This window comes from Sphingobacteriaceae bacterium (genome assembly GCA_002319075.1).
In the GTDB taxonomy this organism is placed as follows: domain Bacteria; phylum Bacteroidota; class Bacteroidia; order B-17B0; family Aurantibacillaceae; genus Aurantibacillus.
Window position 1 is genome coordinate 887,176 of sequence record NVQB01000001.1, and the last position, 22,087, is coordinate 909,262.

The following is a 22,087-nucleotide window of genomic DNA, read 5'->3' on the forward strand; positions in this document are numbered from 1 at the left end:
CACGCGATGAGGGAATTCAGCCGTGCGTCTATTACGCAGATTTAAAAAGAATTATCCCGGTAGCCTTATCTCTCAACACCTTTAAGGCTTATTTTTTCAGGTCATAAAATGGTTCTGTAAAATACATTTGATATTATATAAAAAAAAGCAATCTTGCGGGCTGCTTGTACACTGTAGCACATATCATCAATCCGTTCAATGCCGATCCTTCATCTGATCTGTTTACCGCGCAGCCTATCACGTTTGAAAGTATGCGCCATTCAAAAGATCTGGCAAAAAAAAATTTACATGTAGAGCTGTATACCGCTCAATTTGCAGAAGATCGCAACATGGTGCCTGAAGGATTTATGGCAACAAAAGATCTTACCCGGTCGGTTACCGATCTTGCAGGCTTTGAAAAAAAGATCAGGCTTCCCTTACTTGAAGATATACTAGAGCGCTTATATACGGCCAGTAACGCAGATTATCTTATATACACGAATGTGGATATTGGCCTGTTCCCCAACTTTTACAAAGCAGTAAATGATTTTATTGAGCAGGGCCACGATGCCTTTATTATTAACCGAAGACGTCTTCCAGCCATTTATAAAAACAAAAGCGATCTGGAATTGATCTATAAAGAAAAAGGTAAAGCGCACCCCGGCTTTGATTGTTTTGTTTTCAGGCGAGCCATCTACCCAAAATTAAAACTGAACGGTATTTGCATTGGTGTACCCTTTGTTGAAATTTCCTTTTCCCAGAATCTGTTTGCACTGAGTACTCATTTTAAACTGTTTGACAACGAGCACCTCACTTTCCATATTGGTATGGAGATCTTTAAAAAAAGAGCGCCGCAGGAATATTTCCACTACAATCAAAAACGTTTCTGGCAACTCTCAAAGACCATTGATCCCCCGCCCAACCTTAAAAAATTTCCGTATTCAAGATTGCCCTGGCCTTTGCGCATCCTTCGCTGGGCAATACATCCCTGCATTCCTATAAAGCTTGTTATGCAATTGGAATATAAAAGAATCAGGAAATTTTTTTTCGGAACGTTTAATTAAGCTTCTGCAACATGCCGCGCCACTTTTCTGTTGCCTCTGAAAAATCAGCATGGGTAACAGTATAATAATGAAAAAGTTCATCCTCTTGTTGCTCCGCTTTTTTATAGCCAATGCTTTGATTGAAGTGAATCGCTTTGGTGTTAGTGATATTTATTTTTGCTTTGAGACTTTTTAATTTTAAAGTTTCAAACGCGTATTCCATCAGGCTGATGGTTGCAAGAAAGGGCATTATGGAATCCAGATAGGCTGTAATACCAATAAAAATACCTGCTTCAGCGGTTCTTAACTCATCATCAATATCCTTCAGATTCACAACGCCAAAAGCAATAGCGTCTTTTTTGATAACAAAATACTGGTGCTGAGAAACGTTGAGCGACTGAAACCATTCGAGCTGCATTTGCGGTGTGATCAGCTGCTGGAATTGCATGTTGCACCTCACATGGTCTGCATTGCGCCAGATACGCACTAGTTCAAGATATGAGACTTCGAGCCTTTGAAGTGTAAGGCCGTATTTAACGATCTGCATTAAAGTTTAAACTTAATGGCGTAATGCGGTTTTTTAACGCGGGAAGCGTAAATCCGGTTCAGGTAAATGCCCATAATACTTATGCTTGCCAGGATGAGTGATATAGCAACGACGATAAGTACCAGAAAGCCAAGCCCTGCGCCAAATACAAAATGTTTATAAATGTAATAGCTCGCCAACCATAGCGCTACGGCTGAGCTGGATATACACACCACGATCATAATTTTTAAAGGAAGCGCCGTATAAAGGAACACCAGTCGAAATGCCATAAGAAAAAGCTGTATCAGGCTGTAGCCTGATTTACCTTCAAAACGCGGGTTACGGGCTACCGTTACAAACTGCGTGTCGAAAGTATACCACGATACCACCTGGTTAATAAACAAATGGTCTTGTGAGTGGTTACGCAAATAGCCTGCAATGTTTGCGGTAATAAGACGAATGGAGGATCCTATGTTTGAACCCTGCTCGGTGCTCCTGAATATTTTTTTTATAAGCGCCGAACCCGTATTACGCAGCCAGGAGCTTGTTTTTTCGTTATAGATGCCGTAGATCACATCGGCCTGGGTTTCCAGTTGCCGGTTTATTAGTTTTTCTAATTCTGATGGATGCACCTGCAGGTCGTCGTCAAGCGTCAGGATCACCTTGCCTTTTGCTTCGTCAATTCCACAAAGCGTAGCACCATTTTGGCCGAAATTTTTTGTCAGCTTTATTAAAGTGATCTTATCGGGAAATCGTTTTTTTAAGGAGAGCAGTTGTTGCCAGCTTTCCTGCGATCCGTTATCTTCCACAAAGATCACTTCAAACGACTGGCCCAGTTTTGCCATTAAGTCCGCAACCCCTGTATAGAGCTGCTCCAGCGTTGCCACACTTTTATAAACCGGAACTATGATAGAATAAGCGATCATCATTTATAATTCAATAATGTCAGGACAAATTACATCTTTAAAGTCTACAATCACCGAACCAAGAGACAAACCTACGCCAAATCCGGAAAGTACTAATTTAGAGTTTGTTATTTTAGTGGCTTTTTTTAATTCGCTGACAATGGTCAGAGGAATACTCGCGCCGCTGGTGTTACCATAAGACTCCAGGCTGGATGGCACTTTGCCGGATGCTATGTTTAATTTTTTCGAGATCGAATCCAGGATCAGGCGGTTAGCCTGGTGAAATACAAATTGATCAATACTTGCTATATCCCGGCCAGATTGCCGCAGGAGTTCTTCCACATTGGGTGCTACTTTTTTAAGACTGAAATTAAATACATCCAGCCCCTTCATTGCCAGGTGAAATCCTTTGCGGGAGCTATTTTCACCAGTATACTCAAACGACGCGCCGTGCAGAGGTTTTCTTGCTCCGCCTTCCGGAACAATGATGGCGTCGTAATCGGCTCCTTCCGAACTGATATTAAATTCCATTGGCGTGGCCTGTTTATCAAACACTAACGCAGTTGCAGTGCCGCAGTCAGAAAACAACGGGATAAGACTTTTGTCACGCGGTGAGATGAGTTTGGTAATTGTATCGCCTACAATCAGCAGGCCTTTTTTTAAGCCGCTGGCCGACATAAAACCCGCAATAAGCGACAAGCCATATACATATCCAGCGCATCCCTGATTAATATCAAACGTCACACAAGATTTCGGAAGGCCAAGGCGTTCCTGGATATGCAGACTACTGCCCGGCAATGGATAATCGGGGGTTTGCGTAACGAAGAACAAGACTTGTATATCGTTTTTATCCCAGGCCATTTCTGAAATTAATTTTTCGGCGGCAGCAATACAAAGGTCTGATGCACACTGATCTTCCTGCGCTACACGCCGTGTTTTGATACCAAGCGTACTTACCAGTTTATGAAGTTCTTCTTCACTGTAACCTGTGAGCGTTAAATTAGAGGCGGTACTTTTTGGAACTGCGGCCGCAATGCCTTTTACAGCAATATGTGGGATAGAAAAAAAAGCCATTAGCTCAATTCGCGTTGAACGCTTGCAAATAGTTGCTCTACGTTGGCCGCATTCTTTATAGCGTCAAATCCTAAAATAACATTGTAGTGTTTATCGATTTCGTTTACAATGATCATAGTTTGTAAAGACGACCATTCTTTGAGTGTTTTAAGATCGGTCGTTGCATCTATAGCTTCGCGCTCTTCTTCCCTGAATTGATTTTTTATGAGGTCAATAAAGCTCTTTAAGGTGTTATCCGGCATGTGTATTCAAGTCTGTCTACACTCAAATATAACTACATTTTTTTTAATGGAAGTCATTGTTGGCATATATTCCAGCAAGTTTCTAAAAGATTATTTCTAGCACTGTTCTGTTTTAATTGGCGCTGTTTTTACTTAATTTAGGCGGGGTTATCTCATTAAACAGCCGCCCGGTTTTACATGCTAAAAAATACTGAAAACAGGTTAAAGCTCATTCTTTTTGTTTTTGCATTTTTACTTTATGCCAATACTATTGATCACGATTATGCCTGGGATGATAAAATTGTTATCACTGAGAACCCGCGCGTAAAAAAGGGCATATCGGGCATTCCGAACCTGTTTTTAAAATACAATTCCGATTACAAGGCCGATAAATACGGGTATCGCCCTATAACCCTGGCATCGTTCGCCATCGATTACACGCTTTTCAAATCCAATGCGCATGCGGGGCATTTTATGAATGTGTTGTATTTTGCTTTACTCTGCGTGGTTATGTTTAAAGTACTGAGGAAACTTTTTTACCAGTATTCAGATCTGGCTCCGTTTTTGATCACGCTTGTATTTGCAGCCCACCCTGTGCATGTGGAAGCAGTTGCCAATATAAAAAGCAGGGACGAAATTTTTGCTTTGCTGTTTGCCTTACTGGCTACCGGTCAGCTGATCAATTATCACCAGAAACGTGAGTTGAAGTTTTTGGGGTTTGCTCTTCTTTTATTTCTGATAGCATTCCTGTCAAAAGAAAGCGCTATTGTTTTTTTAGCTATTATGCCTTTAAGCCTGTTATACAGGGAAGGATGGCAACGCACAAAAAAAGTACTTAGCTCAACCCTTTTTGTACCAGTATTTATAGTGGCTTGTTTTGTTATCATCAAAGCTTCTATAGGCAGTAACCTGGGCGTTAGCATTACAAAAGGCATGGGCGCTTATACTGAGAGCGGTCTTTTGGGCAACAGTTTTTTTTACACAGACTGGTTTTATATGAAGCTGGCAAATGCCTTTACCCTGCTACTCCTTTATTTAAAGCATTTTTTCATTCCTCTAACGCAGCTCTATTATTACGGTTACAATCAGATTCCTGTGGCCAGCTGGCAGCAGCCCTCTGTTATAATTTCTTGCCTGCTCTGCCTGGCCGCCCTTGCATTTGCTTTTATAAAACTGAAAAAGCAGGCCGAAATAAGTTATGGTATTTTCTTTTTCTTTATTTCAATCGGCATGTATACCCATATTTTTATAACGCTGGCCGATACCATGGCTGATCGCTTTATGTTTACCCCATCGCTCGGTCTTGCGATAATAACTGTATTTGCGCTTGCCCGTTTTTTAAAGAGCGATCTCAAGATAGCGACTACAGAAACCGTATTAACCTGGAAGAGCCCTTCCCGCAACGCCACCATGCTTTACGTAGTTGTGGCTATCACTTTAGCATTAAGCCTTAAAACATTTATGCGTAATAAAGTCTGGAAGAATGATGAAACACTTGCTTCAGCCGATATGCCGTATCTTGAGAATAGTGCGCGCGCTAACCAATATTATGGTGATATTCTCCGGAGGAAGCTCACAGCGGGCTATGATCCCGCCGTGGAAGCAGACATGATAGCTCACTATAGAAAGAGCTACCAGATTGCAGGCAAGGAGTCGTATTATGCGCGGCTTTCGCTGGCAAGTTACCTGCTTGGCGTAAAGCGCCAGGAAGAAGGCATTGCGCTGCTGGACACGCTCACTGTTTTATTTCCTGCACAGGCTGATCCCGCTTTTTACCTGGGACAGGCGTATTTACAAAAAGGCGATCCCAGAAAAGCCATCGTTGAATTGGAGCGATCTATACAGTTGGCGCCGGAAGCACAGAGCTCTTATGCAGTGCTGGCATTGGCATACTCCAATAACCATGAGTACGAAAAAGCGCTTGCGATCGTTAACCGATCGCGGCAAAAATTTGGAGAATCTGCCGGAACATACGAAGCACTTGGTAATATTTATTTTGAACAGGGCAATATGGTGCAATCTACTCAAGCTATGCTCGAAATGTTACGGCATGGTGCTGACGCGCAAAAAGTATACGGCACCATTATAGGCCGCTACCAGTTAAAAAAACAAGATAGCCAGGCGAACTTCTATTACAGGCAAGCACTGGAAAAAGGAATATTTAAAGCCGGGGGATTATAAGAGCGCTGATATAATTTGTACATTCGCGAATACATATCATGATTTCATTTCTTAAAAAATTTTTTACAAAACCTGAGGCTGCCCCTGTAAAACCAGTGGTAGCAAATTCCAAAGCGCCTGGTGAAAAATACATCCAGCAGTATTCGAAAGAGCCATACAATTTTGAAACCCTAACGCTCGACGAACTACTGAAGCGCGGAGATACCATCCACGATCTTTACACCAACGCAGCAGATGGTTTCCTGATCAAAAATTTTTTAACGACACAGGAAGTGGACACTATTCTATCGCACATTGACATTGCAGAAAATGACAATCCCGCCCATACACCTGTAGGATATACTTATCCACCTGTGTTTGCGGAGTTCTCAAGTCGTGTTAGCCGTGAAGCTGAAAGCAACAGGGAAGCCGCCATTAACAGCTATTTTGAAAAGACCAGTGCTTTTAACCGTGATTTTGCAGCAACCTTTGGCGTTGACGTAAAAGAACGTATTGAAAAAACCTATTCACAGATCTCTGGAAACCGTGAAATACTTGTTGCAGAAGGCATGGAGGGTAAAGGGCATTATCCTTTTGCCACCTTTCGCTGTCTTGTACCGGATAAAGGCTTAATGAGCGTACATTGTGGAAATTATTTCGGCAAAACATTTGAGGCATTTTATAAAGACCTTACCAAAAAAGTAGCTGTTGAAAATCAAATGAGTTTCTTTATAATGCTGCAGGAACCAGAAGCAGGCGGTGAGCTAACGTTGTTCAACTTCCGGTGGAAAGCGGGACAAACGAAATCAAATCCTTCTGAAGACAACGAGATCATTCAGCCCGACGGCTCAAAAATGTATGTAGAAGATGATGCGAATATCATTAAAGATAAAATCGTTCCAAAAAAAGGCGATATGATTCTTTTCCAGGGAGGAAACATCTGGCACCGGGTTGAAACAATACGGGGAAGTACGCCACGGATCACCTTTGGTGGATTTATCGGCATTTCAGTCGATAAGCAGAAATTCTATTACTGGTCTTAGCCGATCTGCGGTCGGTAATAAACCAGCTTAACAAGGGTTGAGAGGCTCTGCACTTCAGCCCTTCATTTCCTTAAATCTTAAAAAATCATTCAGGTTGCGATAACCATTCTCTTCTATAAGATCGGCGTTATGCATTTTTATGCTTTGCATCAGCGACAGGCCTGTGGCGGCTTCAGCCGGCGTCATATACATATTCCATCCCAGGTCACTTATTTCATCCTGCCAGTAATTTTTCTCCTCCCGTCCTTCGTAACGTGCACGCTTCAGCCACTCCACTGCTTTAAGATCATCGGTAAGAATCATACCGCCCTTGCCAATGGGCACGTGTTTTTTATAATGAAAAGAAAGACACATGAATGAGCCCGGAAGATACATTCCTGAGTTGAACCGCGAGGCGGCATCGTAGATGGGATAAGGCTCAAGCTGGTAAATGCCCTGCCATGTTTTCTCTTCCAGCTTAACTTTTCCACCCGCATGAATAACCGATTGTGGAACAGAAAGGTAAGTGTTCTGCGGAATAGTAACCGATTGCACCTTGAGGTATTTGCAACACAAGAATAATGCATTGGTGCAGGAATCAACTGCCACAGCATAAGGCGCTCCTGTGTAATTTGCAACTTCCTCTTCAAACATTCTTACAATGCCAAAAGGATTGTGTTTCATCTGGTATGTTCCTGAACCGCTCATTTGTTCTTCAAAGTATATAATTTAAATAAGTTGTCTTTTAAACAAAACTCCCGCCTGTTTTAAAAAGCGGGAGTTTTATTTTATAAACTATAAAGCTCTTATTCTTTAATGATCCTTGCCACTTGCTGACTAGTGTTAGTCGTTACTTTCACAAAATAAATGCCGTTGGTTAAATGCTCCATAGAAACCACTATTTTGCCGTTGCTTGTGCCAGTATAAACAACCTGACCTACAGCATTCATAACTTCAATGGTTGAATTGCCTACTGTTTCTATTGTAAAACGTCCATTGTTTGGATTCGGATACACAGCAATATTCACCCCACCAGCGTTTCCTTTTTCAAGACCCGTGCAGTTGTCATACTTCTGTATTACCGTAGCGGTATTTACACAACCGTTAGCATCAGTTCCAGATACGGTGTAGGTCTCAGTGCCAGAGATAGCGGATGTAACAGTAATTACCGAATCAGTTTGCGAAGTAGACCAAGAATAACTTGTTGCTCCAACCGCAGTTAACGTTGCCGAATTATCAATACATACCACTGATTGAGATGTTGCTGCTGTTACAACCGGTAAAGCATTAACCGCTACATTACTCACCACTTCCGAAGATACGCAGCCATTACCATCAGTACCCGTTAGTGAGTAGCTGCTGTTAGCCGTTGGGTTTACAGTAAAGCTATTGCCACTGATAGAGTATGTACTGGCGCCTGCAGGCACGATCACAAATTCACTTCCCGAACAAATAGTACCGCTGTTAACAGTAACCACAGGCAGTTGATTGACAATAAGATTTACTACTGTGCTGTTGCTGCAGGTACCGCTTGAACCGATAACTGTATAGTCTGTAGTTGCAGTAGGGCTCAAGGTAATACTATCAGTTGTCACACCTGTATTCCAGCTATACGTTGCCGCGCCGCTTGCCGTTAAAGTTGCAGCGCTGCCGTTACAAATACTGGTATTACCTGCTACTACTATACTAAGTGTGTTAACTACACTTACTGTTGCAACTGCCGTATTAAATGACTGGCAACCCTCTGCGCTGGTACCCGTTAATGAATAGGAATCGGTTGCCGCAGGTGTAATGGTAAAGTTGTTACCCGAAATTGTGTAAGTGCTTGCGCCGCCTGGGGTAAACGTGAAAGAATTACCCTGGCAAATAACACCACCGTTAAGCACAACAGTTGGTGTGGTGTTAACAGATACTGTAGACACTGCGGTATTGGCAGCAATACAGCCATTGGTGGCGGTTCCGGTTACGGAATAAGAGGTTGTAGTGTTAGGACTAACTGTAAAGTTACCTCCTGTGATAGTATAAGTATCAGCCCCGGTTGGTAAAATACTTACTGAATTGCCGGAGCAGATGGTAGCACTGTTAACCCCTAAAGTTGGTGTAGTGTTCACTAATATAGTAGATACAACCGTGTTTGAAGCCGCACAACCGTTAAGCGCAGTTCCGGTAACTGTATAAGAAGTTGTAGTACCCGGACTTACTGTAAAAGTGTTACCAGTAATCGTGTAAGTACCGGCGCCGGATGGCACAATGGCTGTTGAATTACCAGAACAAATAGTGGCATTATTAACCGACAAGGTTGGCGTAGTATTCACCGATACACTTGATACCACAGCGTTTGCAGCAGCGCAACCGTTGCCTGCAGTTCCAGTTACAGTGTAAGAAGTTGTTGTATTCGGGCTTACTGTGAAGCTGCCACCGGTAATTGTATATGTATTTGCACCAGAAGGTAAAATAGCTACAGAATACCCTGAACAGATCGTAGCACTATTAACCGCTAAGGTTGGTGTTGTATTTACAGATACAGTTGACACAGCAGTGTTGGAAGCCACACAGCCATTAGCCGCCGTTCCCGTAATAGAATAAGAAGTAGTTGTGTTCGGACTCACCGTAAAGTTACTTCCCGTAATCGTATAGCTGTTAGCGCCTGTTGGAATAAGTGATACCGAAGTACCTGAACAGATCGTAGCGCTGTTTACACCCAGGGTTGGTGTAGTATTCACCGATACGGTAGAAGCAACTGTATTGGAAGCGGCACAACCGTTGGCCGCAGTTCCGGTAACCGTATAAGATGTTGTTGTGTTAGGGCTCACATTAAAGCTGCCACCTGTAATCGTGTAAGTATCAGCACCTGTTGGCGAAATAAGCACCGAATTTCCAGAGCAAATAGTGGCGCTGTTCACCGCCAGGGTTGGCGTGGTGTTTACAGAAATTGTTGATACTGCTGTATTAGAAGCTGCGCAACCATTGGCGGCCATACCTGTTACTGAATACGTTGTAGTGATATTAGGGCTCACGTTAAAACTACCACCAGTGATGGTGTAGGTATCAGCACCGCTTGGAGAAATAAGCACCGAATTGCCGGAGCAGATAGTTGCACTATTAACGGCTAAGGTAGGCGTGGTGTTTACCGATACGGTAGATACAACGGTATTGGCAGCTATACAACCGTTAGTCGCCATTCCGGTAACGGTATAAGATGTTGTTGTATTAGGACTCACATTAAAACTGCCTCCGCTGATAGTGTAAGTATCAGCACCACTTGGAGAAATAAGCGCTGAATTGCCGGAGCAAATAGTAGCGTTGTTCACTGCCAGAGTTGGCGTTGTGTTTACCGAAATTGTGGATACTGCTGTGTTAGAAGCTGCACAACCATTAGTGGCTGTTCCGCTAACACTGTAAGATGTTGTTGCATTGGGGTTCACATTAAAGCTGCCACCCGTAATGGTATAGGTATCAGCGCCGCCTGGAGAAATAAGCACCGAATTGCCGGAGCAGATAGTTGCACTATTTACCGTTATAGTTGGCGTTGTGTTTACAGAAATTGTTGATACCGCTGTATTGGAAGCAATACAACCATTGCTGGCCGTGCCTGTAACAGAATAAGAGGTTGTAGTGTTCGGGATTACATTGAAGCTGCCACCGGTGATCGAATAGGTATCAGCACCGCTTGGAGAAATAAGCACTGAATTACCAGAGCAGATCGTAGCACTATTAACGGCTAAGGTTGGCGTAGTGTTTACAGAAACCATAGCTACCGCTGCGCTTGCAGAGATACATCCCGCGGTGGAAGTGCCGGTGACTGAATAGTTTGTAGTGACATTTGGACTCACAACCGGGCTTCCACTACTATACGTGTAAGTGCTGGCACCCGAACCGTTTAGAGTGAAGGTATTGCCAGAGCAAATGGTTCCACCCGAAACACTAACTGTTGGGTTAGGGTATACCGTGATAGATTGTGTATGTGTTACCCAACCGTACTTATAGCTAACCGTGTAAACAGTCACCGCCGTTACTGTAGGCGCAGAAAACAATGTGGTGGTAACATTTGCACCAGCAAACGTACCGGCGTCTCCATAGTTAGCGTTTGGCACGCTGCCGAGAGGAGCTGGTGTTGCAGTTAATGTTATGGTTTTGCCTGAGCATACAGCTGAGGCAGACGTAATGGCGAGGTTATCGTTCTGGCGGACATTCACAACAGCAGATGCAAAGCCATTGTACCAGCCGCAATACTGGTACTGACTTACCTGCATCTTGGCCAGGCCTGTAAAATTAGGCGTGTAGGTAAAAGATCCCGTACCGGTGCAAAACGGACCGCTGTCGGCGGTATAAAGCCCTGTATAGTTATTTGATGAATTAAATAACGTAAACTCGGTCGCAATACTGCTACCACAGCTGCTTACCGCGTAATTAGCGCCTGTAAGAAAAGGGAGTTCATAATAAGTATATGGGGAAATTCCAGTGTAAGTAACAAAATTTGTACCTGAACTGGGTACCAGTAATCCGTAATTATAAGTCATCCCACACTGGCTGTAAGAATGTCCTGCATTTAAAAGTGTAAAAACGATGATCAGTTTAAAAATAAAATTTTTGTAAAGGTTTTTCATGGATCTGAATTGAAAGACAAAGCTAACAAAATAGCTGTATTTACAGGTTACTTAAATGTAAAATGTGACACACGACCTGAAAAAGCAGGCGAACGATAGCGTAAGTTGGGGAAAATTGCTAAGTTAGGCCGATACTCTAATCAATAGCGATCCGTGTAAAACGTGCCATGTAACGCATCGTACCGAAGCACGCCGGGAAATTTACGAATAACCGGGTAAAACCATTGGCTGATGCCTGAGTTTGGAAAACATAAGGTGAGGAAACGATCCGCAAAAAATACAAAAAAATTTTTCTTTTCTTTTAAGTGAATATATTTTTTTAAAAGCTGCCGTCTTTCACTGGAACTAAGTGCCTGCTCTTCCTGCACCTTTATCCCCAGCTTTGAAACAACAATATACAGCTGATAGGTTTGAATGCAGTGAAAAAATAACTCCGAAAAAGAAACCCCCGAGTCTGTATTCATACAATGCTTCCTGAAAAAATCCTGCTCCATAGAAACCTTCAGGGTTCCAGCCTCCAGACGCCTGTATGCTTCTCCAGGAGCAAGACGGTAATTTCTTACATTCAGAACTTTTATCCGGGCAGGATCTTCATTAATTCCCCGAACCCAGCTTATGCTTAAGTTTGAGCTTAATATAGATTGCACCTGGTGCAATGCAGACGGAGTAAATATATTTCCCGGAGCGATCCATACCAAAATGCCCTTGTTGGCATTTTTAAAACCATAAGCAACAAGCCGCTCCAGTGTTAACTGTTGTATAGGTCTCACCACTTTTACACGGAGGCCGAGAGCGTAGATTGTTTTTTTCAGTTCTTTGCTTAACGCGCTGTTACTTACCAATACACATTCTTTGTTTATGCAATTTTGATCTGCTAACGATTTCAGTGTAGCCATAACAGCTTCGGTGTTTTCTTCCTGAACCGGAATAATTACAGAAATGCCCAGCGCATCGTGTTTCTTTTGCTCTTCGAGAATATTGCGTGAAGCCAATTTTTTTTGTTCAAACACATTGCCTTTAATCTTGTAAAGTCCTATGCTATTACCTGCAAGAGCCATGGCTACATTCAATTCAAAAGGAATGAGTTCTGATCCAAAATAAAAAACTGCATTATTTGCTTTTTGCGAAGTGAGAACGTATTCAGAGTTCAACGTGCCTATTGCTTTTGTACCATGCAGATCTACGGCATAATCATAGGATTTTAAATTATCATTATAACGGTTAAGGCATTCCGGCAAAATTTCGAACCAGGCATCATAGCAGGCGCCCGAATTTTCAAGAGTACAAAAACTATAGTGTTTTTCCGAGAGCTGCAAGGGAGCATTAAATGGAGTTCCGTCGCTTGTATTAGTACCTTGCCCATTAAGAGGCGTGGTTAGTGAAACCCGCGGATATACCACATAGTTGTTAGTGTCCGCTAAATAATGAGTAAAATGTTTTTTCCAGGAATGCGGCCCCCATTGCTGCAGATAAGCAGGGATAGTGGCATCCTGAGGCAGCTCTGCATGCGTGCCGAACCAGGCTTTAAAGGCCTGCCACTGGTTATTTGTCCAAAGCTGTCCCAGCGATGAGGCCACCTGCATAAAATAAACATCCGTGCCATCGTCAACAGCCGCGAACTTGTAGAAGCTGCTTTCAGAAAACTGGTAATTGTATAAGGAAATGCCAGCAATGCCTGGTTTATTGTTGTATTCAGCATGTGCTTGCCGGGCATACTCGTAAAAATAAGGCGACACAAAAAGATCATCTTCTAAAATAATCAAAGAGCCATAGGTTTCAGTAAGATCACCGCAACTAAGCAAATGCGCTTTCAAGCCAAGGTGAGCGGGATGATGGATGACCTTTTTTGTACCCTGCTTCCAGTTGAATTGTTCGGCAATTTCATAGACGTCGTCCGAATCGCTTTTATCAATAGAAATGATCAGCGAAATAGTGTTAGTGTTGTAAACGGCATTAGAAAGCGAGGTCAACAGGCGCGCCAGCGCGTGGGGCCTATTGTAGGCGCAAACAAGTATGGCGGGATCATTAAGCTTTTGTAGCATGGTGCTTAAAAATAGTAAAATTCTGTTTAACGATCTTTGATGGCACTCTGCTGCATTATTTGCCAAAGCTTTTCGGTGTAACTGGTAATGGTATAGTGTGCGTGAACAAATGCCGAAGCGTTCGATCCCATGCGCTTTGCCAATTCCGGCTGTTCTGCAAGGAGGAGCATTTTTTCTGTCATGGCGCCGGTATCTTTCTCGTTCACCAAAAAACCCGTAATACCCTCTTTCACTACATCCACAATACCGCCATGCTGCGTTGATACAGCCGGAAGCCCGCAAGCGGCGCTTTCTAAAATGGCAAGCGGTGTACCCTCTGAATCGTTGTTACCAGAGGTAAGCGAATGTTGTACAAAAACCAGTGAGCGGCGGTAAATGTCCGCTATCTGTTCCTGGCATAAGGCACCGGTAAAATCAATAGAAGCTCCAATTTCAAGCTCTTCTGCCAGTTCCTTACATGCACCAAGCAGCTCGCCATCGCCAACCATAGCCATAGTGGCCTGTGGTAGTTTTTTTATGACCTCTGCAAATGCGCGAATGGTAAACTCAGGCCCTTTCTTCTCCACCAAACGTCCGCATGCAACAAATGTATAGCTGGCTGAGACATTCTCAGCACTATAAAAAATTGCAGTATCAATACCATAAGGCAGGTACTGTAATTTTGAAGTTGCGCAGCCTAGCTTTTCGAGCTGCGAATACATATGTCTTGAAACGGAGATTACGGCTTTAGCCTGTTTAAAAAGACCGGCATAACCCGTACGGTAAAAATCCAGCACATCGTTGCGGTAAGCATCGTAACCATGAAAATGTACCACCAGTGGAATGTTTGTTTGCCTGGCTATCCCGAGCATGGCCACGCCTGTAGGACCATACTCGCAAAGGATCAGGCCGATTTTATTTTCCTTTAAATACTCTGCGATCGCTGATTGCAAGGATGCCTCCTTATCCGGCTGTGGAATTCCATACCCTTTTTTTTCTCCGACAAAATCATGTGTCGTAAGTCCTTTATCCCTGCTGTATTTTTTTGGTAAATGACCGTTAAAAAAGAAGTGAATAGTAGCTGGCAATAGCTTCACATGGTTGTGAATGAACGTTTCAGAATAAGCATTTTTATTTGGTGAAACAATTACAAGGTTCATGCTGTTGTTTTATGAGCGTAAACGGATAATGCGTGAACTGATAAATGATTTTACATCCGTCCTGAAAATTAAAAAATGCAGGATGAATACAGGTAAAAAATTAACCGATCGCATCACAAGTCCTGCCAGCAGTATCAGCGGCAGCCAGTTGAGATACAACGCATCCAGGTAAAAATACGTATAGTTGCTATAGCTCAGAGTTGTTTTATTTTTGCGTAGACGAAATGTTGTTACTATCCAATATACACTACAAACGGGAAGGAAAAAAATTAAGCTGCGACTGATGAACACCGCAAAGCCAACAAACAAGATAGTTTCCACCGGCAGGAGTATGTTTTTTAATAGCGCTTCTGTGCGCTTCACACCGATGTTTGTTACGTAAGTTTCTGTACCCGATTGCAGATCCTTATCATGATCTTTTACCTGGTGAAATAAAATGTTACGTATCCCGGACACCAACTGCCAGCTGCCCACCAAGCCCATGAACAGATAAAAATCAGCTGCTGTTTTATTGGTATAGAGGTAAAACGTGTACGCCGCCAGCAGCGAAGGATTTACATGGGCATAGCCCGAATCGGCCAGTACACCCCAGATGCCGCGCTCCTTTAACCGCAGTGGCGGAAAGGCGTAGGCGTAGAATAATATAAATTGTAACAGAAGCAAAAAAACACTAGTGCTATTCATAGGTAAAAAGAACCAAGGTGAAATGGCCAGCAGTAAAAACAACAAGATCAAAAAAACAACAGACATCACACCCAGGTTTGCTGTGGCATTTTCTTTTCCGATAAGCTTGTCCTTTTGCCGGTCTCCCAGGTCATTCGTTAAATAGCCAATGCCTGCAACGCCAATAATAATAAAAACTGAAGCCGCCACCGGTACAAACACCTCCTGGGTACCAGTGCCTAATAAAAAAACAAAATACGGCATGCACATTAGCAGAGGCGCCTTGTAATTCCAGGGATTGCTGAGCCTGAGCTTTTTTGTGAAGAAAAGCAGGAAGAAGTTGATATTTGTGAACAAGCTGCGAATGCGCAAAGGTGCTAAAAATAGTGTGACAGCAGGAAAATTATTTTCTGGCTCTGCGGGTTGCATCTAAAATATGCTCTAAGAACAGGGCATATTTTTTGTGACCCTCTGTATTATAATGATTGGCCATAGCACTGCCTGTGTAGTCGGCTACTGAAAAACCTGCAGGAACACTCCACGGAATATCTTTGAACATGGGCTGGTATTTTTTGCGAACCATCGGCAGATCGGCCGCTTCGGTAGGCTCAGGAATACCGGTAAAAATACAGGGAATTTGCAGCGAGTCACATAGTTTATCTATCGTATGGAACTGTGCATAAGCCTGCTCATAGCCATCTACTGTTTTTGTGTACGGATAACGTTTCATCCAGTAGCGCTGACGTAGGCGACGCTCAACGGCCAGATAGAGTTTTGAAAAGATGACACTATAGCTGATACTTTTTTCAAACACATTACGGCTCTCTCCTCTTAAAGTGTAGTGATCCATATAAAACCGGAAAGCTTCACCGGCATCTTTAAATTTATAATTCATCTTTTCTGAAATATAATTTTCAGCTATCGGCGAGATCCATTTGTTGTTTTTAAAGGGGTAAGATTCAGGAATGCCTGGTGTGGGAACGCGCTCATAAATAAGTACATCGTTGCCAAAATAACTTACCACCACTACGCGGTCGGGCTTCAGCAGGGGAACGTATTTTTCGGCTACCAGCCTGTATTGCAGCGGGTCAGTGCCCGCAATACCAAAATTTAAAATAGTGTATTTGCCGGTTCTGTTTACAAGATCAGGAAAAGAGTGTGTAACACTATCGGGGCAGCAGCCTTCTACAAACGAATCGCCAATAACCATGATGATTTCTTTGCCATTACTTTTTCTGAGCGAATCGATGGCCTGCGGAGTATAAGCAACGTTTCCCCTGAACCCCTGCTGATTAATGGATGAGCCTGGCATTAACAATTCTTTCTCGCGGGTACTGATGTAATTCATGCCGCGCTCATCGCTTATAAAACGAGGCTGGTATACAGGGTGGTCTTGCGGTATGAAATCATCTATAGCGGTGCCCGCGCGAAATCCAAAGATGCGAAGGACTATCTCGGCAACAATAAACAGCGCTAAAAAAACGAGCAGCTGGCCTTTTATCCGTGAACCTGAAAATCGCTTTATTTTTTTTTCCATGTCTTAGTGTGCAGTTTTTACGGCGCCCGCATCCAGCGTTTTTTCTAAAAAATCCGCGTACTTTTTACTGCCTTCATTATTAAAATGATTAAACATTTCCATACCGTCATAATCTTTTAAGGTGAGGTTATAAGGCACAGACCATAAAAGATCTTTGAAATAAGGCTGGTAGCGCGCCCTCAGCTTTTCTGCATCTGCGGCTTCCCTTGGCTGCGGAATTCCAATAAACACAGCAGGCGTGAGCAAAGAGTCGCAAAAATACTTGATGGATCTCAGGTGTTCATAGGTTAACAGCGTATCGTTGCGATTGGGAAGCGTTGCTGCTATCTTTTGCCATTGGTTGTGCCGTATACCCTGCCGTATGCCAAGGTAAACCTTTGATAAAATAACACTGTAACCGATAGTTTTTTCAAAGAGGTTATTTTTATGCCCCCTGAGTGTGTAATTGTCAATATAGAATTGATATGCTTCGTCGGCGCTTTTAAAAGTATAACCTTCTTTGCCGGCAATCTCAGCAGGTGCTACGGAATAGATCCATTTATTATTCTTAAAAGGATACAAGATGGGAACTCCTGGTGTGGGCTTGCGCGCGCCGGTCAAAAGATCGTTGCCAAAGTACACGACCACTAAAACGCGGTCGGGCTTCAGCAAGGGAATGTATTTTTTTGCCACCAGCTCGTATTGCAGCGGATCTGTTCCGGCTACACCTAAATTTAAAATAGCATATTTATTTGTGCGGTTAACGATATCGGTAAATGTTTTAGACATATTGTCGGGACAACAGCCTTCTACATACGAATCGCCAATAACCATCACCACTTCTTTACCGGTATTTTTTCTGAGCGATTCAATTGCGGCAGGAGTATAATCCATAGTATCCCTGAATCCCTGGCGATTAATAACTGTACCTGGCATAAGAATATTACTTGTGCGCAGGATGTGATTAATGCCCTGATTATCGCTGGTAAAACGCGGCTCGTATTCCGGTTTTTCCTGCATCTTCAAATCGTTAAACCACGTGCCCGGCTGCCATCCGCAACAGCCACGAAAAAAAAGCTCTGCCAGAATAAAGAATATAATAAAAACAATGGCCTGTTTCTTAAGTCTCGAAGTTCTTTCTGCGGTCATATCACTCAATTATATTTTTTCTTACCAGGGTTTTTCAAAGCTTTGTGATGTAAACGTTTTGTTTACCGTGGTAAAAGTGCTTGGTAAAGTATTGGATAATAAAAGCGGATCTTTTTTCTTAACCAGTTTTGATAAAAGGGAAAGCGGAAAAAGGATGAAAAAAAAGATGAGCGACAATAGGAGTGTTGGCATAATAAAACCCATCACTTTTGCCAGCCCCATCCATACAAGATCAATATACTTTGCAAGTGTTGCCGATAGAAGGCCAGCACAAGCCACAATGAATGAAACATAAACCAACCACGATGCATGACTGATCAAAAACATAATTAAAAAGCCAGCGACAATGGTCAATACAGTTTTTAAAGGCTCGCTTTTTTTTAGTGTCATATGTTGATTTTATTGTTTTTTAGTTGTCATATGGTATAACCATGTTAACTCATTTGTGTTCGCTTTTTTGGAAACATGGTTATTTCATATTAAAACAGCGAATAGATGAAGGGAGCCGCCGCACTACTACCACCTAAAACGATTACCAAACCCAGCAACATCAAAATAATGATGAGCGGCGCCAGCCAGAATTTTTTACGCTCGCGCATAAACTGCCACATATCTTTTAAAAAATCCATTTGTTATCGGAGAGAATTATTCATGGTGCAAATTAATGAAATTAATCCTTTTTAAATTCTGTTTTCCATTTGGGGTCGTCTTTACCGGGCTGTTCTGTTTTTGCAAATACATAATTCCCCATCACCAGGTAATCCATTTCGGTACTCATAAAACATCTGTAAGCATCGTAGGGATTGCAAACTATGGGCTCGCCGCGCACATTAAAACTTGTGTTAACAATCAGGCCACTACCGGTAAGTTTTTTGTAAGCACTTATCAAAGCATGGTATTTTGGGTTTACAGCTTTGTTTACCGTTTGTACCCGTGCTGAAAAATCGAGGTGGGTAACAGCAGGAATAGTACTGCGCTGAAAATAAAGCTTGTCCCATAATGCCATCTGATCAAAATTTTCCGGCAGATGATTTCTTAGGGCTTCCCTAACAGGCGCTACCATTAGCATATAAGGAGAGGCAACGTCGAGGTCAAAGTAATCACCTGCAACTTCGCTTAAAACAGAAGGAGCAAAAGGGCGGAAACCTTCGCGGTTTTTGATCTTAATGTTGAGCTTTTTCTGCATGTCTGCATTGCGGGCATCTGCTAAAATACTGCGGTTGCCCAGCGCTCGGGGCCCAAATTCCATGCGTCCCTGAAACCAGCCGACTACTTTTCCGTTTGCTATTTGAAGGGCTGTTGCATGGCACAGATCGTTTAAATCATCATAGTGTGTGTAAACCGCCTTCGTGTTTTTACAAACCTGCTCAATCTCCTTATCCGAAAAATCAGGACCTAAATAAGTACCCTGCATTTGATCATTGCCTGCTTCCACCTGGCGTGTTTCATCAAAGTAAAGATGTGCAGCTGCCATTGCCGCACCGAGCGCTCCACCTGCATCACCCGCTGCGGGTTGTATAAAAATATTTTTGAAAATGCCCAAAGCCTGAAGCTTGCCATTGGCCACGCAATTTAAAGCAACACCCCCTGCCATGCACAAATTCTCAGCACCGGTAAGCCCTTTGAGTGTAATGGCCATTTTAATAATGATCTCTTCTGTTATCTTTTGTATGGCAAAAGCGAGATCGCAGTGGTGTTCAAGCAACTCGTCTTCGTCTTCCCTACGCGGAAAGCCAAAAAGGGCTTGCCATTTTTTTTCATTTACCATTTTTAAACCTGTGGCATATTTAAAATACGATTGATCAAGCCAGATAGAACCGTCTTCCTTAATATCCACCAAATGTTTTTTTATTTTTTCACTGTACTCCCTCACATTCTGCGAGGCAGCATTACCATAGGGTGCAAGGCCCATCATTTTATACTCTCCTGAATTTACAGTAAACCCAAGATAATAAGTAAAAGCAGAATACAAGAGTCCTACGGAATGGGGAAAATTCATTTCCTTCAACAGCGTAATTTTCTTACCCTCACCCATTCCCAGGGAGGCGGTACACCACTCCCCTACCCCGTCAACGGTAAGAATGGCCGCTTCCTCAAAAGGCGAGGCATAAAAAGTGCTGGCTGCATGCGATAAATGATGCTCTGTAAATAAAAGCTTTAATTTTTTTTGCGTGTAATCACCCGCCTCTTTTAAGCCATTAAAGATCTGCTTTTTTAAAAATAACTTCTCATTAAGCCAAACCGGCATGGCTTTTAAGAAAGAAACCAGTCCCCTGGGAGCAAAGCCGTAGTATGTTTCAAGCAAACGTTCGAACTTTAAGAATGGTTTATCATAAAATACCACTGCGTCTAACTCATCCATACTAAGCCCCGCATATTCAAGGCAATACTTTACAGCGTTTACGGGAAATTCAGCAGTATGCTTTTTCCGCGTAAAACGTTCTTCCTGAACCGCGGCAATTACCCTGCCATTTACAATTAAAGCAGCGGCAGAATCATGATAATAAGCAGAAATTCCTAGAATTTTAGTTGTGTTCACCTGGTCTTATGCTAGTATTGGCGCCAAGATACTAAATATCGGGCAGCCGGGTGTGTTATTACGAGTATGAATTACAATTGCCATTTAACGTTAATCTGAGTAAAACACTAAAACTATTTTTTGACTTCCTTGTTTATTTCAAACAATCAGAATTTATCATGAAGGAGTTGAACGTTAGTTACTACAAAGAGCAGTTAGATGCGAAAGAAGATATGCTGGCCAGAACAACTAATTTTCTTGCAGGAATTCAACAGGAGCTTGAATTAAAAAATGAAGCCCTGAGCGAGACCCAACGCGATATATTTGGCAGTGTAAGTTTTGCGAAAATCATTCAGACTTCGCTGCAACCTGATGCAAGCCTTTTGAAAGTATTTTTTAAAGATGCGTTGTACACTATCAAACAACAAATTGGTATAGGGGGTGACACTATCTTTATTAAAAGCACGAATGCAGGAGTATTTTTCGGATTGCTGGATGCTACCGGACATGGCATTCCCGCTGCGATGCTGAGTATTTCAGGTTCCCTCATATTAAACGAACTGTCATTTTCACTTGCGGTAGATAATCCAAAAACATTACTTGAGCTTCTGAATTACCGCCTGTTTAATACATTTAATAGTAACAGGCAATCTGTTGCTCATTTTGAAGGCACGCTATTTCACTATTCTTATCAGTCTAATAAAATAGCTTACTGTTCGGCCAATGGAAAAGCCCTCCAGATTTCTACTCTGGGGGAAGTAAAACCCCTGCTCATTTCAAAATCATCTATTGGTGAAAACCAAAAGGTTCAATTGGAAAATTTTGACTTGAAATTTGATGTGGGAGATAAGCTGCTTCTCTTCTCCGATGGCCTGGTTGATCAGTTTGGGGGACAATACGACAGAAAATATATGAGTAGCCGGCTTAAGAAGTTACTGGAATTAAATTATAAAAAATCAGCAAGTGAATTATCGGAAATCATTTGCCATGAGCACGATGCCTGGAAAGGCACAAACAAACAAACGGATGATCTTTCATTTAAAATAATTGAATTTTAGCATGGAAACAACTAACTACGACAACTTTTCTTTTGAAGAAATCTGTCTTTGTGATTATGCAACCGTTACTTATTGCGAAAACTTAAAGATGGCCATTTGTACTGCCACCAGTGATTACATACCAATTAGTGACTTTAAAACTATTTTTTTAAAAATCTCAGAATACATTGACAACTACCCCATAAACTATTTTCTCTTTGATAAACGGAGTTTGAGGACATTTCATCAGCCAAGCATGGAATGGTATTTTGCCGTTTGGAAACCCGAAATGAAAATGAAAGGTCTTTGCGATCACTTTAAAATACTTCCTAAGCTGGATTGGTTTGAAAAAGCTGTGGAAGCTGGAAAACATGAAATCTTTCAAAAATATGGCAAAGATATTCTGGCAGGGATAAGTGTTACTTACGTGCAATCGGTAGAAGGCGCAATTGATTCAATCGTTTCAGCAAAATAAAATTTTTTGTG

General features: G+C 42.4%; 18 protein-coding genes. 5 read left to right on the forward strand and 13 right to left on the reverse strand.

The window, feature by feature from the left end; all coding sequences use genetic code 11:
• The first annotated feature begins 164 nt into the window (after positions 1–164).
• Entirely contained in the window at positions 165–1,043 is an 879-nt protein-coding gene (locus CNR22_04010; GenBank protein PBQ30967.1) for a hypothetical protein, read from the forward strand.
• On the opposite strand, the gene CNR22_04015 is transcribed toward CNR22_04010, so the two are convergent.
• The 4 genes from CNR22_04015 to CNR22_04030 are packed head-to-tail and all read right to left on the reverse strand — an operon-like array spanning position 1,036 to position 3,769.
• Positions 1,036–1,569, reverse strand: a complete 534-nt coding sequence (locus CNR22_04015; protein ID PBQ30968.1) for a hypothetical protein — start codon at positions 1,567–1,569, stop codon at positions 1,036–1,038. The two genes, CNR22_04010 and CNR22_04015, sit on opposite strands and share 8 nt — an antisense overlap.
• On the reverse strand, positions 1,569–2,477 hold the full coding sequence (locus CNR22_04020) for a hypothetical protein (GenBank protein PBQ30969.1): 909 nt from the start codon (positions 2,475–2,477) through the stop codon (positions 1,569–1,571). The genes CNR22_04015 and CNR22_04020 overlap by 1 nt, the downstream gene beginning before the upstream one ends.
• Positions 2,478–3,527, reverse strand: coding sequence for a 3-oxoacyl-ACP synthase (locus tag CNR22_04025; protein ID PBQ30970.1), 1,050 nt, complete (start codon positions 3,525–3,527; stop codon positions 2,478–2,480).
• Complete coding sequence (locus CNR22_04030; protein PBQ30971.1) at positions 3,527–3,769, reverse strand: hypothetical protein; 243 nt, start codon at positions 3,767–3,769, stop codon at positions 3,527–3,529. The genes CNR22_04025 and CNR22_04030 overlap by 1 nt, the downstream gene beginning before the upstream one ends.
• A gap of 177 nt (positions 3,770–3,946) precedes the next feature.
• Here CNR22_04030 and CNR22_04035 point away from each other — a divergent pair, with 177 nt between their 5' ends.
• Positions 3,947–5,929, forward strand: coding sequence for a hypothetical protein (locus CNR22_04035; protein PBQ30972.1), 1,983 nt, complete (start codon positions 3,947–3,949; stop codon positions 5,927–5,929).
• Positions 5,930–5,967: 38 nt separating this feature from the next.
• Positions 5,968–6,951 carry a hypothetical protein gene (locus CNR22_04040; protein ID PBQ30973.1) on the forward strand — a complete coding sequence of 328 codons (984 nt, stop codon included), beginning with the start codon at positions 5,968–5,970 and terminating at the stop codon, positions 6,949–6,951.
• A gap of 54 nt (positions 6,952–7,005) precedes the next feature.
• Here the strand turns inward: CNR22_04040 and CNR22_04045 are convergent, their stop codons facing one another.
• The 9 genes from CNR22_04045 to CNR22_04085 form a co-directional block, all read right to left on the reverse strand.
• Positions 7,006–7,638: a hypothetical protein gene (locus tag CNR22_04045; protein PBQ30974.1), complete on the reverse strand. Its 633-nt coding sequence runs from the start codon at positions 7,636–7,638 to the stop codon at positions 7,006–7,008.
• 98 nt (positions 7,639–7,736) lie between these two features.
• Entirely contained in the window at positions 7,737–11,537 is a 3,801-nt protein-coding gene (locus CNR22_04050; protein PBQ30975.1) for a hypothetical protein, read from the reverse strand.
• A 140-nt stretch (positions 11,538–11,677) separates the two neighbouring features.
• Positions 11,678–13,579: a hypothetical protein gene (locus CNR22_04055; protein PBQ30976.1), complete on the reverse strand. Its 1,902-nt coding sequence runs from the start codon at positions 13,577–13,579 to the stop codon at positions 11,678–11,680.
• A 26-nt stretch (positions 13,580–13,605) separates the two neighbouring features.
• Entirely contained in the window at positions 13,606–14,718 is a 1,113-nt protein-coding gene (locus CNR22_04060; protein ID PBQ30977.1) for a hypothetical protein, read from the reverse strand.
• Between the two features lie 9 nt (positions 14,719–14,727).
• Complete coding sequence (locus CNR22_04065) at positions 14,728–15,810, reverse strand: hypothetical protein (protein PBQ30978.1); 1,083 nt, start codon at positions 15,808–15,810, stop codon at positions 14,728–14,730.
• Positions 15,785–16,918: a hypothetical protein gene (locus CNR22_04070; protein PBQ30979.1), complete on the reverse strand. Its 1,134-nt coding sequence runs from the start codon at positions 16,916–16,918 to the stop codon at positions 15,785–15,787. The genes CNR22_04065 and CNR22_04070 overlap by 26 nt, the downstream gene beginning before the upstream one ends.
• A gap of 3 nt (positions 16,919–16,921) precedes the next feature.
• The gene (locus CNR22_04075) at positions 16,922–18,046 is read right to left on the reverse strand and encodes a hypothetical protein (GenBank protein PBQ30980.1); all 1,125 of its coding nucleotides are present in this window, start codon (positions 18,044–18,046) and stop codon (positions 16,922–16,924) included.
• Positions 18,047–18,067: 21 nt separating this feature from the next.
• Positions 18,068–18,436: a hypothetical protein gene (locus CNR22_04080; protein ID PBQ30981.1), complete on the reverse strand. Its 369-nt coding sequence runs from the start codon at positions 18,434–18,436 to the stop codon at positions 18,068–18,070.
• Between the two features lie 280 nt (positions 18,437–18,716).
• Complete coding sequence (locus CNR22_04085; GenBank protein ID PBQ34809.1) at positions 18,717–20,570, reverse strand: hypothetical protein; 1,854 nt, start codon at positions 20,568–20,570, stop codon at positions 18,717–18,719.
• Positions 20,571–20,743: 173 nt separating this feature from the next.
• Here CNR22_04085 and CNR22_04090 point away from each other — a divergent pair, with 173 nt between their 5' ends.
• Both CNR22_04090 and CNR22_04095 read left to right on the forward strand, forming a co-directional pair.
• Positions 20,744–21,622: a hypothetical protein gene (locus tag CNR22_04090; protein PBQ30982.1), complete on the forward strand. Its 879-nt coding sequence runs from the start codon at positions 20,744–20,746 to the stop codon at positions 21,620–21,622.
• A gap of 1 nt (position 21,623) precedes the next feature.
• Complete coding sequence (locus CNR22_04095; GenBank protein PBQ30983.1) at positions 21,624–22,076, forward strand: hypothetical protein; 453 nt, start codon at positions 21,624–21,626, stop codon at positions 22,074–22,076.
• Positions 22,077–22,087: the final 11 nt, after the last annotated feature.

What these genes read in the sequence shown, in the direction of transcription:
- CNR22_04080 (PBQ30981.1), bottom strand. Translation starts at nt 18,436, where the DNA reads ATGACACTAAAAAAAAGCGAGCCTTTAAAAACTGTATTGACCATTGTC.
- CNR22_04020 (PBQ30969.1), bottom strand. Translation starts at nt 2,477, where the DNA reads ATGATGATCGCTTATTCTATCATAGTTCCGGTTTATAAAAGTGTGGCA.
- CNR22_04025 (PBQ30970.1), bottom strand. Translation starts at nt 3,527, where the DNA reads ATGGCTTTTTTTTCTATCCCACATATTGCTGTAAAAGGCATTGCGGCC.
- CNR22_04015 (PBQ30968.1), bottom strand. Translation starts at nt 1,569, where the DNA reads ATGCAGATCGTTAAATACGGCCTTACACTTCAAAGGCTCGAAGTCTCA.
- CNR22_04065 (PBQ30978.1), bottom strand. Translation starts at nt 15,810, where the DNA reads ATGCAACCCGCAGAGCCAGAAAATAATTTTCCTGCTGTCACACTATTT.
- CNR22_04060 (PBQ30977.1), bottom strand. Translation starts at nt 14,718, where the DNA reads ATGAACCTTGTAATTGTTTCACCAAATAAAAATGCTTATTCTGAAACG.
- CNR22_04035 (PBQ30972.1), top strand. Translation starts at nt 3,947, where the DNA reads ATGCTAAAAAATACTGAAAACAGGTTAAAGCTCATTCTTTTTGTTTTT.
- CNR22_04030 (PBQ30971.1), bottom strand. Translation starts at nt 3,769, where the DNA reads ATGCCGGATAACACCTTAAAGAGCTTTATTGACCTCATAAAAAATCAA.
- CNR22_04050 (PBQ30975.1), bottom strand. Translation starts at nt 11,537, where the DNA reads ATGAAAAACCTTTACAAAAATTTTATTTTTAAACTGATCATCGTTTTT.
- CNR22_04090 (PBQ30982.1), top strand. Translation starts at nt 20,744, where the DNA reads ATGAAGGAGTTGAACGTTAGTTACTACAAAGAGCAGTTAGATGCGAAA.
- CNR22_04070 (PBQ30979.1), bottom strand. Translation starts at nt 16,918, where the DNA reads ATGGAAAAAAAAATAAAGCGATTTTCAGGTTCACGGATAAAAGGCCAG.
- CNR22_04055 (PBQ30976.1), bottom strand. Translation starts at nt 13,579, where the DNA reads ATGCTACAAAAGCTTAATGATCCCGCCATACTTGTTTGCGCCTACAAT.
- CNR22_04075 (PBQ30980.1), bottom strand. Translation starts at nt 18,046, where the DNA reads ATGACCGCAGAAAGAACTTCGAGACTTAAGAAACAGGCCATTGTTTTT.
- CNR22_04045 (PBQ30974.1), bottom strand. Translation starts at nt 7,638, where the DNA reads ATGAGCGGTTCAGGAACATACCAGATGAAACACAATCCTTTTGGCATT.
- CNR22_04040 (PBQ30973.1), top strand. Translation starts at nt 5,968, where the DNA reads ATGATTTCATTTCTTAAAAAATTTTTTACAAAACCTGAGGCTGCCCCT.
- CNR22_04095 (PBQ30983.1), top strand. Translation starts at nt 21,624, where the DNA reads ATGGAAACAACTAACTACGACAACTTTTCTTTTGAAGAAATCTGTCTT.